Genomic DNA, 14,836 nt, shown 5'->3' on the forward strand with positions numbered 1-14,836 from the left:
TGTTGCTTGTTTGTGAAGGTGTCCCGCGTCCAATGGTGTCCAAAGATCGGTGCAGGGGGATCCTTATTTGGAGCTTCAATGGACTATCCGATGGCACAAACGCTATGAATGAAGGTTATGAATGATGAAAAAAGGTAAATCAAGTAAATTAAGGAGTCGGTGCGGGAGTGTCCTCCAGTTCCCCAGATAAGGTGCTGGTGGCTCGTTGTATTCGGGCAAGGGCGCGGTTGTAGCCAAGAATCGCCTGTACCAGGCTGCTATTGGCTTCCGTCAGTCGGGATTCCGCATTCAGCACATCCAACTGGGTGCCTAAACCAGCCTGGAAGCGCAATCGGGCAATGCGCAGAGCCTCTTGGGTTTGCTCTAGAGTAAGAGAGGCAGTGGCGATGTTGCGCTCGTTCACATCCAGCTCCACAAAGGCTTGCTCCACCTCCAGGCGAATTTGGGCAGCCAAATCTGCCACCTGCAAGGCCGAAGAATTGGCGGTGGCCTGTTGTTGCTCTACCTGAGCTCGTGTACGCCCCCCGTCGGAAAAGGTCCACAGAGCATCCAGTTGCAAAGAGTACCCGGCACCCAAACCTTCAACACGGCTGGCGGGGCGCGGATCGTCGGTGTAGAGCTGCACCAAGTTGACATTCCCAGAAACGCTCACCTGAGGTAGCAAATTGGCTAAAGCTGCCCGCCCTTGAGCTTGGCTAATCAATCTCTGCAGCCGTTGTTGCTCCAGCTCGGGTCGATTCTGCAGAGCACGAACAATACTTTCCTCCAAACTCAGCTCCCACTTGCCAGCCTGTTCAGCCTCTGCTGAGGTGCGGATGCTGGTATCTGGCGGCAAGTTCAGCAGACGGGCCAAAGCACGAGGGGCGATCGCTTGGGTTCCTCGGGCTTGGGCCAGACGCAAATTGGCGTTCTCCAACTGAATTTGGGCGTTGAGCACATCCAGGCGGGTGGCCAAACTGGCTCTCAGCAGTGCTTCTGCATCTTGCAAGCTACGACTGGCCTCACGGACAGCCGCCTCTTGGATCACCACCTGTTGATCGGCTTCCTGCAGGTTGTAATAGGCATCGATCACCTCCAGGCGCAACTGTTGCAGGGCATTTTGCAGCTCCAGCTCACTGACTCGCAGTTGAGACTCTGCCGCTTCTACCAGCGCATCCCGTCGCCCCCCGGCATAGAGGGTTTGGTTGATGGTGATCAAGGCATTCAGGCTGAGGGTACCGTAGTTTTGGGTGCCGCCGATGCTATCCGGCAGGGATTCCGCCTCTCCCAATCGCTGTTGCAGTTGTTGAGACACGGAGAAAATCTGTAGCTGCTGCTGGATCAGTTCCACCGGATCAGTTGGCAAAGGCAACGCCTGCAAACGGGATAGCTCGGCAGTAAGCAGGGGAATGGCCGCCTCGCTGTTGCGCAGTTGTTGTTCTAACTGTTGCCTACTGATCGTGGTCTGGACATCTCCGGTGGCTGAAATGGAACGGTTGGCGGACAACTGCAGGTTCAGGGTCGGATTGAATTCCGCCTGGGCAGCGCGCAGAGCAGCTCGACTGCTATCAATCTGGGTTAGAGCCAGTTGTAGCCGCAGACTATTGGCTTCCGCGAGAGCCAGCGCCTCCTCCAAGCTCAGAGTCAGCACTTCCCGGATCTGGACTGCTTCCACCCGCGAAGGCAACTCGGGTATCTCGATCTCTGCCTCAGGGGAAAGTTCCGCTGCTGTCGGGATCCCTTGCCCGGCAGACATCATGGCGGATCCCAACCAAGCCGCCAAACCGAGCACAAGAACACGGATTCGAGACAGAGGAGAAAACGACATCGGAAGCAGGCTCATAGAGGGGAACCGCAGGAACAACCCAGCTTAATATGCCGAGTTCACTTAGCCAATACAGGGGATCCGAGCCCGAGACCGTTACAGAAATTATTACTTCATTGCTTTATAAAGGTCAGGCAAAGAAACAAAGAAAGAAGAAAGCCCCATGAAGAAGAAAATGACTAGACAGTCCAGTCTTCCCAGCCATAGGGCATCATCTAGCAAGCTCAAAATCAGTCAAGAACATAAGGAGTGTTAAGCTGCTCGAATCCTATCTATGAAGTTGCATAATAGACTCAACTTGCCACGGCGAACTCACGCTTTTGAGTCTACCGACTTTTGTATGGTTTGGGTTATGAGCTTTAGAGATTATCTAACGCTATAATCTGTTCGATCCCAGGGATTTGGGTATGGATGTCGATTCCTTTCGCGCTGATGTTCATCGCTTCTTCGGGGCCAGTCAAGCGGCATCAGATCAGTTGCTAGCCTACGGTCAGAATGCCTTTGCCCAACCTCCTTCGCCCCAAAACTGGGACATTTCCCCAGAACCGCATATAGCCGCTTGGCAAGCGTATCAGGCGGAAACCTTGGGGCAAGGGGTTTTTCCTGTGCTGCAACAAAAACTCGTACAGTTACGCTTTCCTATTCAGCTGGGTATTTCCGAAGCAGACTCCTACCGAGCGGCAACCCGGCGTGGCATCTCCGTCGAGGGCATGGCAGAGGCAACTGGACTACACCTCGAACATCCGGAGGGCTTACAGTTGCAAATTCATCCCAGTTTGGCGGGGCCAATCCCGGTGCTGATTCCGGCATGTCGGGAGGATTTTGTGACTTTGGTGCGGGCTCTAACGATGCGCAATGAGCCCAAGCCTGTGCCCGATTCCATGGGGGCTTGTATTGTGGCGGGTTTTAACAATTGGGATCGAGTGGGCACCTATCGGCAGTATTGGCAAGCACAACACCCCGAGTTAAATCCGGAACGAGATTGGGCAGCGGAATTCCAGCGGCTCATTCCCCGCAAAGAGTTATACCAGGATCGGTTTATTCTGCTGAGCTTAGGGCCCTACAGCAATGTATCGGCCTCTCAGTTGGATCTAGGCGAAAAAGAGTGGTTAGACTTCTCCCTAACCGTGCGCCTAGAGCACGAATCCACCCACTACTTAACGCGGCGGTTGCTGGGATCCATGCGCAACAACGTCTTGGATGAGCTGATTGCCGATTATCGCGGCATTGTTTCTGTTCTGGGCCATTTTCGAGCCGATTGGTTCCTACACTTTGTTGGCCTGGAAAATTACCCCTACTACCGCGAAGGGGGCAGGTTGCAAAACTATCGCGGTCAACCTCCCCTTTCCGATGAGGCTTTTCAGGTTTTGCAAGCGATGGTCAAAGCAGCTGCTGAGCACCTGGAAGCCTTTGATCGCCAGCAGGCAGAGTCTCTGAGTAGCGCTGCTGCTCAAATTCGGCTGATTCTGGCCTTAACAGCCTTAAGCTTGGAAGCACTGGCCTGTACAGAAGCTCGAGATCACTTGCAGCAAGCTTGGGATCGCACGCCAGAAATTCCTTCTCCCGACAGTGGCCCGCAGCTCGTGGGTTCTTTCTCGTCGGGGTGATCCCAAAGATTCGCCGATTCAATTGCTTCTTTTTTGCGTTCTCATTTGGTGCTGGTAGACAAACACGCTGGAGTTCTTGCCCATGTCAGACATTCTCCTGCAAGAGATGAGCAACAGCGACATCGACTGGATGCTAAACGCTGGTCACAAGCTGGATCTGATACCCGATGGGATCCTGTTTCGGCAAGGCAGCCAGCTCGACCACGTCTACCTGCTGTTGGAGGGCAGCCTTAGCTTGCGATTGGCCATTGCTCAGTCGGGCCGCAGGGCACTGAACCGCGCCTTTGCCGCTCTGGGGGGAGAAGAAGACACCGGCAAAGAGGTGGGACGACTGGGCAACGGGGAGGTAACCGGCGAAAGCGTCCTCTACAAAAAAGATCTGCCCACTCCGGTAACGGTACAGGCAATCACCCGCTCCTCGTTGTTGGCTTTGCCCTTGACGATGCTGCGTCCCAAATTGGCGGATGTGGGCTTTGGATCCCGCTTCTATCGCATGGTGGCCTTGATGTTGGCTAGCCGCATTGAAGCCATTGCCGGGCAAATGGGCCGGAATATCGGGCGCATCGCCGCTGATCAGCCCCAGTTGCGAGAGGTGCTGTCGGTGTTTGGGGAGTTGCACGATAGCGATATCGACTGGATGATCGCCGCTGGAGAAACGCGGGTATTGCCCCCGGGGGGAGTGCTCATCCAAGCTTTTCGCCCCGTCGATGCCCTGTACATTTTAATCAAGGGATCCCTCTCGGTATCCGTCAGTGAAGACGAAGGTAACGCCCTTAACCGAGCTTTTTCCGCATTGGGAGCAACCTCCACAACCCCAACCCGCGAGATCGATTGTCTGGCCAAGGGGCAAATGGTGGGGGAAATGGCCTTTTTGGAGGGACGTCCTTCGGCAGTCACCATCGCTGCCAAGGAAGAATCCTTTGTCTTGACGCTGCCTCGCCAGCAGTTGGCGGCCAAGTTGCAGTTGGATCTAGACTTTGCCGTGCGCTTCTACCGGGTGCTCGGGTTGCTGTTGCTGGATCGCTTCCAAGGCACGATCAACCGCGTCGGGTTGGGCCGCCGCACCTACAGTGGCGATCAGCCCCTGGACAGTCGGTTTGAAGATGAGCTGGAGACCGAAGATTTGGATCAGCTCAGTTTGGCAGGTACCCGCTTTGACTGGATGGTGAAGCGGCTGCTGCAAACGCTGTCTTAACAGGATCCCTTGAATCCTACTCGCTATCGGTTGGAGGTGTCGGGCATGGCAGATAACAATACCGGGTTATTCCGCAAAGAATCCTTAGAGCGGCTTTCCTCGCCGGAGCAATTGGATCAGTTGCTACAGGTGGTCAACCCACGGGATTGGTTGCCGTTGGGCTGCTTGGCGGCTCTGGTGGGGGCTGGTCTGGTGTGGAGCATTTTTGGGCGGATCCCGCTCACCGTCAGTGGCCAGGGGGTGTTGGTTTATCCCAGCCGGTTAATACCCGTACAGGCCACCAGCGCAGGTTCGATTCTGCAGCTCAATGCCCAAGTGGGGGATCGCTTAGAGGCAGGGCAGGTATTGGCGGTGCTCGACCAAGCTGAACTGCAAAAGCGCCTAGACGAAGCCCGCAATGAACTGGAAAAGTTGCGTACCCAAAACCAAACCCTGACCGACCTGGAAAATCAGCGCCTGGATTTAGAACTGCGCAATTTGCAGGCGCAGCGGCAGAACCTCGCCCTGAGCATTGCCGAAGCCCAAGAAGCCATTCCGGTCTTGCGCGACAAAGGGATTGCCGCCACCGAAGAGCAGCAGCGCAATCTGGAACAACGCTTGGTAGAAGCCCAACAGCAGGTACCCGTTTTGCTGGAGCGACTGGAGCAGCGCCGCCGTCTCTTAGAAGATCAGGTAGTGACGGGAGATGTGGTGCTCAGTGCCGAGCAAGAATACCTGGCGGGGGTAGCCCGCATTTCCGATATTCAAGCCCAACTCAAACAAATCGAAGCCAGCTTGGCGGAGGCAGAGCGCAACTATCTGAGCAACCTACGCCAATTGGATAGCACCCGCATTGAGCTGCAGAGCCTCGACAGCCGCGAAAATACCCTACGACAGCAAACCCTAGAAGCTCGGCTAGCCCGCCAAAACCAAATTGAGCAGCAGCAGAGCACCATTGCCCAGTTGGAGTTACAACTCCTGACCCAAAGCCAGATTCGCGTCGAACATACGGGGGTAGTTACCGAGTTGACGGTGATCCCCGGTCAGGTGGTGGGCACGGGACAACGCCTTGGCACCCTGGAGGTGGAAGACGAAGATAGTCCTCTGATCGCCATCAACTCCTTTTCGGTGGGGGATGGCAAGCGCATTCAACCGGGCATGCCGATTCAGGTGACACCGGTTTCAGTGCGTCGGGAAGAATTTGGCGGCATCTTGGGGCAAGTCACGCAAGTCTCCAATCTGCCGGTTTCTCAGGATGAGGCATTGCGGTTGGTGGGCAATGAAGGCTTGGTGCGGGCGTTGGTGAGTGACTCCCCCACCATTCAGGTCTACGCCAACTTAGATTTGGATCCGAATACGGTCAGTGGCTACCGCTGGTCTTCGTCCTTGGGGCCACCCGTGCAAATTACGGCCGGAACCACCACTCTCACCCGCGTCACCATCGGGGAGCGAGCTCCCATCACCTTTGTCATGCCGTTCTTGAGGGATATCACGGGTGTCTATTAACTTCATCAATCCCCTACTGCGGCGACCGCCTTCTCGTGTCAAAACCCCCACCTTGCTGCAGATGGAGGCGGTGGAATGTGGTGCAGCGGCTCTAGGTATCATCATGGGCTACTACCGCCGCATCGTCCCCTTGCCAGAGTTGCGTCGGGAATGTGGGGTATCGCGAGACGGTAGTAAAGCCTCCAACGTACTGAAGGCGGCCCGTCGCTACCAAATGGAGGCCAAAGGTTTCAAAAAGGATCTGGACGGCCTTAAGGAGATTCCGGTACCTTACATCGTCTTCTGGAACTTCAACCACTTCCTGGTGGTGGAGGGAATGACGCCGCAGTGGGTTTATCTGAACGATCCGGCCTCGGGTAAACGGCGGGTGAGCTGGCGAGAATTCGATGAAGGCTACACGGGTGTAGTTTTGGTCATCCGCCCTGGCCCCGATTTCAAGCGGGCCGGTCGCAAACCCAGTGTGATTGGCTCCTTGCAAAAGCGCTTACAGGGATCCTACGGCGCGTTGACTTACTGTCTGTTGGCGGGCTTCCTGCTGACGATGGTGGGTTTGGTGGTGCCGGTCTTCAACCAAATCTTTGTCGATTCGATTCTGATTCAGGGGCGACAAAATTGGCTGCGGCCCCTGCTGCTGGTGATGGTGGTAACCACCCTGTTGCAGGCGGTGATCCTGCAGGTGCAGCAGCGATATTTGCGACGGCTTCGTCTCAAGCTCTCCATTGGCATGTCCAGCCAGTTTCTCTGGCACATTTTGCGCTTGCCCATGAGCTTCTATGCCCAGCGTTACTCTGGGGAAATTGCCAACCGCCTTAGCCTCAACGATCAGGTGGCGGGCGCTCTCTCCGGGCAGTTGGCCACCAGTGTGATCAATGCGGCCATGGTGATTTTCTATGCTTTGGTCATGCTGCAGTACGACCCGGTGCTGACGGCGATCGGGATTTTCTTCGCCTTGGTCAATGTTTTTAGTTTGCAGTGGGTGGCCCAGAAACGGGTGGATGGCAACCTACGTCTGTCCCAAGAACAGGGGAAATTGTTCGGGACGGCCATCTCCGGCCTCTACAGTATGGAAACCCTGAAGGCCTCCGGTTTGGAATCAGATTTCTTCGGGCGGTGGTCGGGCTACTACGCCAAGATGGTGAACGCCCAACAGGCTTTGGCTATCACCAACCAAAACTTAGGGGTTTTGCCCTCTTTGCTCACCTCCCTCACCTCGATGTTGATCCTGGTGGTGGGCGGGTTCCGCGTCATGGGGGGTAGCCTCAGCATTGGGATGTTGGTGGCCTTCCAAACCCTGATGCAGAGCTTCCTGTCGCCGGTGAACGAGCTGGTGGGGTTCGGGAGCTTGCTGCAAGATCTGGAGGGCAACCTGAATCGGCTAGACGATGTGTTGCAAAACCCCACCGATTCGCAACTGCCCAAAGCTCCGCCCCCCTCTGTTCAACCCGCCACCCCGACGACCGTCAAGCTCCAGGGCTATTTGGAACTGCGGAACATCAGCTTTGGCTACAGCCATGTGGATCCCCCATTGATCGAAGGGTTTAATCTCAAGGTGAATCCCGGCCAGCGGGTAGCACTGGTGGGGGGGAGTGGCTCGGGAAAATCCACCATGGCTAAGGTGGTCTCCGGCCTTTACGAGGCTTGGGGAGGGGAGGTGCTATTCGATGGGATCCCACGTGAGCAGTGGCCCCGCTCCGTGATCACCAACTCCATGGCCATCGTTGAGCAGGAAATTCTCCTCTTTAGCGGCAGCGTAAGGGATAACCTCACCCTTTGGGATGCCACCATCCCGCAGGCCAACTTGATTCAAGCCTGTCAGGATGCCGTCATCCATGATGTCATCCTCTCCATGCCGGGGGGGTACGGGGCAGACCTGCTGGAAGGGGCGACCAACCTCAGCGGTGGACAGCGGCAACGGCTGGAAATTGCCCGCGCTCTGGTGAACAACCCGACGATCCTGATTTTGGACGAAGCCACCAGCGCTCTCGATGCAGAAACAGAAAAGATCATCGACCAGAACCTGCGCCGGCGCGGCTGTACCTGTTTGATCGTGGCCCACCGCCTCAGCACCATCCGGGATTGCGATGAGATCATCGTCCTGGAGCGGGGCAAAGTGGTGCAGCGGGGCACCCACCAAGAACTCTGGGAACAGGGTGGCTATTACGCCCGCCTGCTGCAAAGCGAAGAGGAAGAAAACGAAGACAGTTCAGAAGGTGGTGAGTCCGACTCCGCACAAGGGGAGGCTTGAGTATGTTGGCTATCGATCGCATCCAAACCCTAAAGGGATCCCTCAAAGTGGTGCGGGGCAACCGCCCCCTGCTCTTGGAGCAGGGGATCTGGATTCTACAGTCGGGGGGCTTGGCGGTATTTGCCGTGCGCCGAGAGGGCGGGGCCCTACAGGGAATGCGCCGTTATCTATTTACGGTACAAGCGGGTACGGTAATGATGGCCTTTCGCCCGGAGGAGACCGCTTCCTCCAACGGGGTCGAGGTCAAACCCGATTCCGATTATGGTCTGCTGGCTGTCGCTCTAGAAGAATCGGAAGTGTTGCAACTAGAACCCGAGGAATGGGATCCCTTTTTGGCGACTGAGAGCGGCCATGAGGGGGTGGTGGACTGGATCGGCAAACTGGGATCCTCCTTTCACGCCCCTTTGCCCAGCCGGGTTCCGAAACCTGCGGCCACCGCCAACGTCTCGTTATTGGAGCAGGAAACCTTTCAGCCCACCACACCGGTTTGGGTGGAGCTGCGGGCCGGGCAAGTGCAGCTGTTGGGTCTACCGGAAATGGCCTTGCCCACCATGGGCCAAGTTTTGCCGGTTTCGGAACATTTGTGGCTGTTGGCCACCGAACCCAGCCAAGTGCGCCAAGAGGGCACCGCCAGCCTCTCGCCGGGTCAAATCCGGGGTGGCATTCAAACGTTGCTAGAACACCTCTACACCTATCTGAAGCTGCGGGAGCAAGAGCAACTCCAGGTGGAGGTCGCCCAATATCAAGCCCGCGAACAACTGAACCAACAGACGGCAGCCAATGCCTTGGGGGGCTTGGCAGGGGTGCTCAACCCTCGGCGCACCGAGGTACTCGCCCAGGGTGCGCCGGTGCTGATCGCCGCTCAGGCGGTGGGGAACATGATGGGGGCAGAAATCTCCCCTCCAGCCCGCTCCGAGGATCTGACACGGGTGAAAGATCCGATTGAAGCGATCACCCGCGCCTCCCGGTTGCGTTTTCGCCGGGTATTGCTGCGGGCCAACTGGTGGAAACAAGATAACGGCCCTCTCTTGGCCTACACCGAAGTGGAGAACTGTCCTGTCGCCCTTCTACCCAAGGGGGCTGGCCAGTATGAGCTGTTCGACCCGGAGACCCAAACCCGGAAACCAATGAACGCCAAACTGGCAGAAACCCTGACCCCTGTGGCCTATATGTTCTATCGCCCGCTGCCCCAACAGGCGGACAAAGCTTTGAACCTGTTGCGCCATGTGATGCGGGGCCGCTATCGGGATCTGTTGATTGTGGTCAGTTTGGCCATCGGCGGTACCCTGTTGGGGATGCTGACACCGCAGGCAACGGCGATTTTGATGGATACCGCCATTCCCGACAGTAACCGCTCCTTGCTGCTGCAATTGGGGATGGGTCTTTTGGCTGCAGCCTTGGGATCCGCCATTTTCGAGCTATCGCAAGGGATCCTGATCACTCGCCTGGAAACCGGTACTGAAACCGATATGCAAACGGGGCTTTGGGATCGTCTGCTGACGCTACCCACCGCCTTCTTTCGTCGCTACTCAATTGGGGATTTGGTGGGGCGGGTCTCGGCGGTACAACAAATCCGCCAGCAAATCGGGGCAACCACAATGCGCAGCATCCTCTCCAGCATTTTTGCCCTACTGAACCTGGCGCTGCTGTTCACCTACAGCGTCACCCTCACCTGGGTGGCCTTGGGAGTGGCGCTGGTTTCCATTTTGGTGACGACGGCCTCCGGGATCCTGCTGTTGCGGCAAAATCAGCCCTTGCTGGAGTTGAGTGGCGAACTGAATGGCTTGATGGTGCAGCTGATCGACGGTGTGTCAAAGCTGCGGGTAGCGGGAGCAGAACAACGGGCCTTCGCCCATTGGGCCAAAGGGTACCAAGAGCAAGTGCGCCGGACGGTGAATATCCAGCTCATCGAAGGGGCGGTACAAACCGTGAACCAGTTGATCCCGACGGTGACTTCCATTTTGCTCTTTTGGTTTGCGGTGGGGCTGATTCAGAGGGCACAAGCCCAAGGGGGGGTGGGGCTGACGGCAGGAACCTTCCTGGCTTTTAATTCTGCTTTTGGCACCTTTATGGGGGGGATGACCGACCTGAGCAACACCATCACCACCAGCTTGGATGTGGTGCAACTGTGGCGACGGGCCAAGGTGATTCTGGAAGAGAAGCCAGAAGTGGATCCGAGCAAGGCCGATCCGGGACGACTGAGCGGCGGTATTTTGCTCGATCACATCACCTTCCGCTACCGCGAGGATGGCCCTCTCACCCTGGAAGATCTGACGGTACGCGCTGACCCGGGGGAGTTTATCGCCTTGGTTGGCCCCTCCGGCAGTGGCAAATCCACGGTGTTTCGCCTGCTGTTGGGCTTTGATATGCCTCTGTCGGGCACCGTCTATTTCGATGGCCAGGACTTGGCCGGGTTGGATGTGGCGGCGGTGCGGAAGCAGATTGGGGTGGTGCTGCAAAACAGCCGCATTATGTCCGGCTCCATCTTTGACAACATTGCGGCTGGCGCTCTGGTCACCCTGGATGAAGCCTGGGAAGCAGCTCGCATGGCCGGTTTTGCCGAGGATGTGGAATCGATGCCCATGGGAATGCACACGGTGATCAGTGAAGGGGGGGGCAACCTCTCCGGCGGCCAACGGCAGCGGCTGATCATCGCCCGTGCCCTGGTGTTGCGGCCCAAGATCCTCTTGTTTGATGAGGCCACCAGCGCCCTCGATAACCGCACGCAAGCGATCGTCAGCGCCAGTGTGGATCGTCTGCGGGCCACCCGGATCGTCATTGCCCACCGGCTCAGCACCATTCGCAACGCCGATCGCATTTATGTGATCGAGGCTGGGCGGGTGGTGCAGCAGGGCAGCTTCGACAAACTCAGCCAGGAACCGGGCTTGTTCGCGGAGTTGATGGCTCGACAGACGGCTTAACCTGGGTCTTGTCTGGAGGCTCAAGATTTTCTCAAAGATTTTCTCAAAGATCTTCATGGCCTCGGGATCCCTTCCCCTTAGCGGTATGCACAAATGCTCGTGGAATCGGTGACCGCGTTGACGGTGATGCAAACGATCCTGTATCGCTCCGAATCGCTCCTGGAACGGCGGCGCAGGCTGAGGATCCCTTCCGGGCCAGAGATCGCCCACGCAGAGGATCCCACGGCTTTGCACTGGGGGGATCCGGTGGCAGAGGCTCGGCTCCAGGCCTGGCAACAGGCGGCTGCCAAAGGGGATGCTGATAAATGGGCACGCCGATTGGCCTGGGATGGGATTACAACTGAGCAGTTGCGCCAGTGGTTGAGCCATCCTGAACCCTGGGGGATCCCGCCTGAGCCATGGCCCCCCTGGGCCCTCCTGCTCCAGCAGGTTTTGCAGATGGCCCCAACTCTTGATCCCCAAGCCTACGGCTATCTGGATCCCGAGCAACCCTTGCCCTTTGAGCCCTTTTTTCAGCCTTTTTTGCAGGTGGCTCGGCAGGCATTGGGCCAGCGGATCCCAAATCCTCCTCTTGAAGAAACCGCCCGACGAACCTTGGAGTGGAGCTTGGTGGAATATCTGAGCGAACTGGCCACTCCCACCCTGTTAGGAGCCTTTCGAGACTGGCGTTCCGGCGGGGATCCGATGCGGGCTTTCCTGCGCCGGCACCTGAAAAAACGGGAGGGATCCCCCTCTCAAGAGCAATACTGGGCTTTTTTGCGGAGTTGGTGTGGAGAAAACCTAACCCATCAACTGCAGGAGTACAGCGTGTTGGGACGGGTGTTGGCTACAGCCACTTGGCACTGGGTGGAAGCCACCGCCGAGTTTTTACAGCATTTGCAGGCCGATTGGCCCCTTTTGGAGCAAACCTACGCCCAGCCGGGATCCCTGCACTTGGTAACGAGGGTGAAACCGGGACTGTCGGATCCGCATCAGCAGGGGCGACGGGTGATCGGCCTCAGCTTCGAGAATGGGCTGCAGTTGGTGTATAAACCCAAAAGTTTGGCCCTGGAGGTGGCCTTTGCCCGGCTGTTGAGTTGGATAGGGGAGCGAGCCGGGGAATCTTTGCTGCCGCTCAAGGCTCCGGTGACATTGGATCGACACACCCATGGTTGGGTGGAGTTTATGGCGGCTTTGCCCTGTGCGGATGGGGAAGCGGCAGGTCGCTATTTCCGTCGCTCCGGGATGTTGCTGGCGCTGGTGCATTTGCTGGAGGGCACCGATTGCCACTTCGAGAACCTGATCGCCTATGGAGAACACCCCATCTTGGTGGATGGCGAAGCCCTCTTTCACCAACGGCCCCGCCCCCAGGGATCCGGATCCCTGCCCCCTCTCAATGCTCTGCAAAAAGCAGCTCGCCTTTTGGCAGATTCGGTCTTGCGCACGGTGATCTTGCCCCACTGGGGATCCGCCCCCAACCAACAGTGGGATGTGGATCTGGGGGGATTGGGGGGATCCGAGCAACAAGTGATGCAAGTCTCCACCTGGAAACACTTGAACACCGATGAGATGGAGATCGGCATCGATGCGGTTTCCATGACCCTCAGCGATTCACCCTCCCATTTGGCGGGGGAACCGACCGTTTTGAACCCTGCTCCAGAGTCAGTCCAGGCCCCACGCTCCCTTCTGTCTGCCAACGATTACTTAGAGGATCTGATCACGGGCTACCGGGAAATGGGCCAATTTGTGATCGACCATCGGGAGGCGTTGCTGGCAGCAGATGGCCCGATCGAAGCGATGCGCCATTCCCAGTCCCGCTATATTTTCCGCTCCACCCGCATCTACGCCGTCATTCAGGAGCAGTCCCTGAATCCTAAGTTGATGAAATGGGGCCTTGATCGCAGCCTGGCCCTGGAATCCCTCAGTCGCGCCTATCTGCTGGGAACCGAAAAGCCTCGACATTGGCCGCTGTTGGCCGCAGAATTGGCCGCGATGGAAATTCTCGATATTCCCTGTTTTTTGGCGGATTGCCAGCGGGATGAGCTGGTTCTTGATCCCATTCATGCAGGAGATCCGCCCAGCACGATTCCCGACTTTTTTGAGGGATCCAGTTTTGAACGGGCTAGGCAAAACCTGCTGGTGTTCGATGCCTCTGCCCTGGAGCACCAAGCCGACATCATTCGACGAACCCTGTACGGACGCTATTGGGTGGAACCTCCATACGCACCCGGAGGTGGGCCAGAGGGGACATCACCGCAGGTGTTGATTCCCATTCCCAGCTCCAGCCCCCCTGAAGCAGACAAGTTCCCAGAACAGCTCCGGCAAGAGGCGATTCGCTTGGGGCAGCGGTTGCGCTCACAGGCGATTGTGGGGGAGGAAGGCAGCTTAGGCTGGCTGGGCATTGTGCCCCGCCCTTCTTTACAGGAGTTTTTGTTGCGGGAATTGCCGCTGGGGTTGAGCGATGGCTTGGTGGGCATAGCCCTATTTTTTGCCGCCTTGGCCCGCGTCACCGGGGATCCCCTCTGGACAGAGACCACCCTTGCGACGTTGAAACTGCCCCGACAGGCCCTGCAGGAAATTCAAGCCCATCCCAGCCACGGCCTTGAGCGTTCGCGCCAGCGGGCCGGAGTCCTTTTGGGGTTGAGCGGGGCAAGTGGGATCCCTTCCATCACCTATGGTCTGGCCTGCTGTGGAGAATGGTTGGCCGAGCCTATGTTGCTAGAGGAAGCCTTGGCCCCACTGCCAGTGATCCAGCTAGCCTGGGAACAGGGAGCGGGGATCCCAGGAACTATTGATGTGATGCAGGGTAGTGCCGGCACCCTATTGGCCCTATTGGGACTGTGGGAACGGGTGCAGCCGCAGGCTCAGGAGCGCGTTTTGCAGTTGGCACAGGCGTGTGGGTCTCACATTCAGGCCAGTTACGCCGCCAGCCAAAGGGGAGCTGTAACCCAGTCGCTGACCGGATTCGCCCAAGGGGCCGCCGGGATCGCCTACAGTCTGGTGCGTTTGTTTCGGGTGACCCAACAGCCTGTTTGGCTGGAGCTGGCGGAGGCCTTTTGCCAGGAGGAACGGCAATACTTTGATCCTGAACACAGAAATTGGCTGGATTTACGCAGCGCCCACCCCTCGACAGGAGCTTCTGATACCCCCCGGTTTGGCCTCAGTTGGGCCCAAGGGGCAGCGGGGATTGGGTTGGCTCGGTTGGCGAGTCTGCCGGAGTACGACACCCCCCTCTGTCGTCAGGAGATCGAGATCGCCCTAGCGACCACCCGTGCTGCTGGGCTGTGGGGCATCGATAGCTTGTATTGGGGTAATCTTGGCCGGTTGGAATTGTGGATTAGCGCTGCTCAACAGCTCGGTCAACCCAGTCTTCTGGTGGAGGCCCAAGCAGCTGCCCTCCATCGGGTTCAACAGACAACCGAGTCTGGCTCCTACACCTTGTTTGCAGGACGGGCCCAGCAAATTGACAATCCGCCCCTTTTCCATGGGTGGGCGGGCATTGGGTATCAACTGCTGCGGCTGGCAGATCCCAACGGGATTCCGGCGGTGCTGCTGTGGGGATAAGGGGCATTGTCTATACTCAAGCCATTAATTCCCAAG

The 14,836-nt window shown here is 57.5% G+C and carries 7 protein-coding genes; 6 read left to right on the forward strand and 1 reads right to left on the reverse strand.

Annotated features, from left to right (window positions below):
- Window positions 1-148: 148 nt before the first annotated feature.
- Complete coding sequence (locus L1047_RS15080; RefSeq protein ID WP_235279823.1) at window positions 149-1,822, reverse strand: TolC family protein; 1,674 nt, start codon at window positions 1,820-1,822, stop codon at window positions 149-151.
- A 389-nt stretch (window positions 1,823-2,211) separates the two neighbouring features.
- On the opposite strand from L1047_RS15080, the gene L1047_RS15085 reads away from it, so the two are divergent.
- From L1047_RS15085 to L1047_RS15110, 6 genes are all read left to right on the forward strand, one after another.
- Window positions 2,212-3,411: a DUF7005 family protein gene (locus L1047_RS15085; protein WP_235279824.1), complete on the forward strand. Its 1,200-nt coding sequence runs from the start codon at window positions 2,212-2,214 to the stop codon at window positions 3,409-3,411.
- Window positions 3,412-3,493: 82 nt separating this feature from the next.
- Window positions 3,494-4,606 carry a cyclic nucleotide-binding domain-containing protein gene (locus L1047_RS15090; protein ID WP_235279825.1) on the forward strand — a complete coding sequence of 371 codons (1,113 nt, stop codon included), beginning with the start codon at window positions 3,494-3,496 and terminating at the stop codon, window positions 4,604-4,606.
- Window positions 4,607-4,615: 9 nt separating this feature from the next.
- On the forward strand, window positions 4,616-6,091 hold the full coding sequence (locus L1047_RS15095; RefSeq protein ID WP_235279826.1) for an NHLP bacteriocin system secretion protein: 1,476 nt from the start codon (window positions 4,616-4,618) through the stop codon (window positions 6,089-6,091).
- The gene (locus L1047_RS15100) at window positions 6,081-8,336 is read left to right on the forward strand and encodes an NHLP family bacteriocin export ABC transporter peptidase/permease/ATPase subunit (protein WP_235279827.1); all 2,256 of its coding nucleotides are present in this window, start codon (window positions 6,081-6,083) and stop codon (window positions 8,334-8,336) included. The genes L1047_RS15095 and L1047_RS15100 overlap by 11 nt, the downstream gene beginning before the upstream one ends.
- Before the next feature lie 2 nt (window positions 8,337-8,338).
- Entirely contained in the window at window positions 8,339-11,257 is a 2,919-nt protein-coding gene (locus L1047_RS15105; protein ID WP_235279828.1) for an NHLP bacteriocin export ABC transporter permease/ATPase subunit, read from the forward strand.
- 93 nt (window positions 11,258-11,350) lie between these two features.
- Window positions 11,351-14,800, forward strand: coding sequence for a type 2 lanthipeptide synthetase LanM family protein (locus L1047_RS15110; protein ID WP_235279829.1), 3,450 nt, complete (start codon window positions 11,351-11,353; stop codon window positions 14,798-14,800).
- Window positions 14,801-14,836 lie beyond the last annotated feature (36 nt).

This window comes from Synechococcus sp. Nb3U1 (assembly GCF_021533835.1).
Classification (GTDB): domain Bacteria; phylum Cyanobacteriota; class Cyanobacteriia; order Thermostichales; family Thermostichaceae; genus Thermostichus.

Bases quoted from the DNA above. Each gene is read 5' to 3' on its own strand.
- L1047_RS15085 (WP_235279824.1), top strand. From the start codon at position 2,212: ATGGATGTCGATTCCTTTCGCGCTGATGTTCATCGCTTCTTCGGGGCC.
- L1047_RS15105 (WP_235279828.1), top strand. From the start codon at position 8,339: ATGTTGGCTATCGATCGCATCCAAACCCTAAAGGGATCCCTCAAAGTG.
- L1047_RS15090 (WP_235279825.1), top strand. From the start codon at position 3,494: ATGTCAGACATTCTCCTGCAAGAGATGAGCAACAGCGACATCGACTGG.
- L1047_RS15080 (WP_235279823.1), bottom strand. From the start codon at position 1,822: ATGAGCCTGCTTCCGATGTCGTTTTCTCCTCTGTCTCGAATCCGTGTT.
- L1047_RS15110 (WP_235279829.1), top strand. From the start codon at position 11,351: ATGCTCGTGGAATCGGTGACCGCGTTGACGGTGATGCAAACGATCCTG.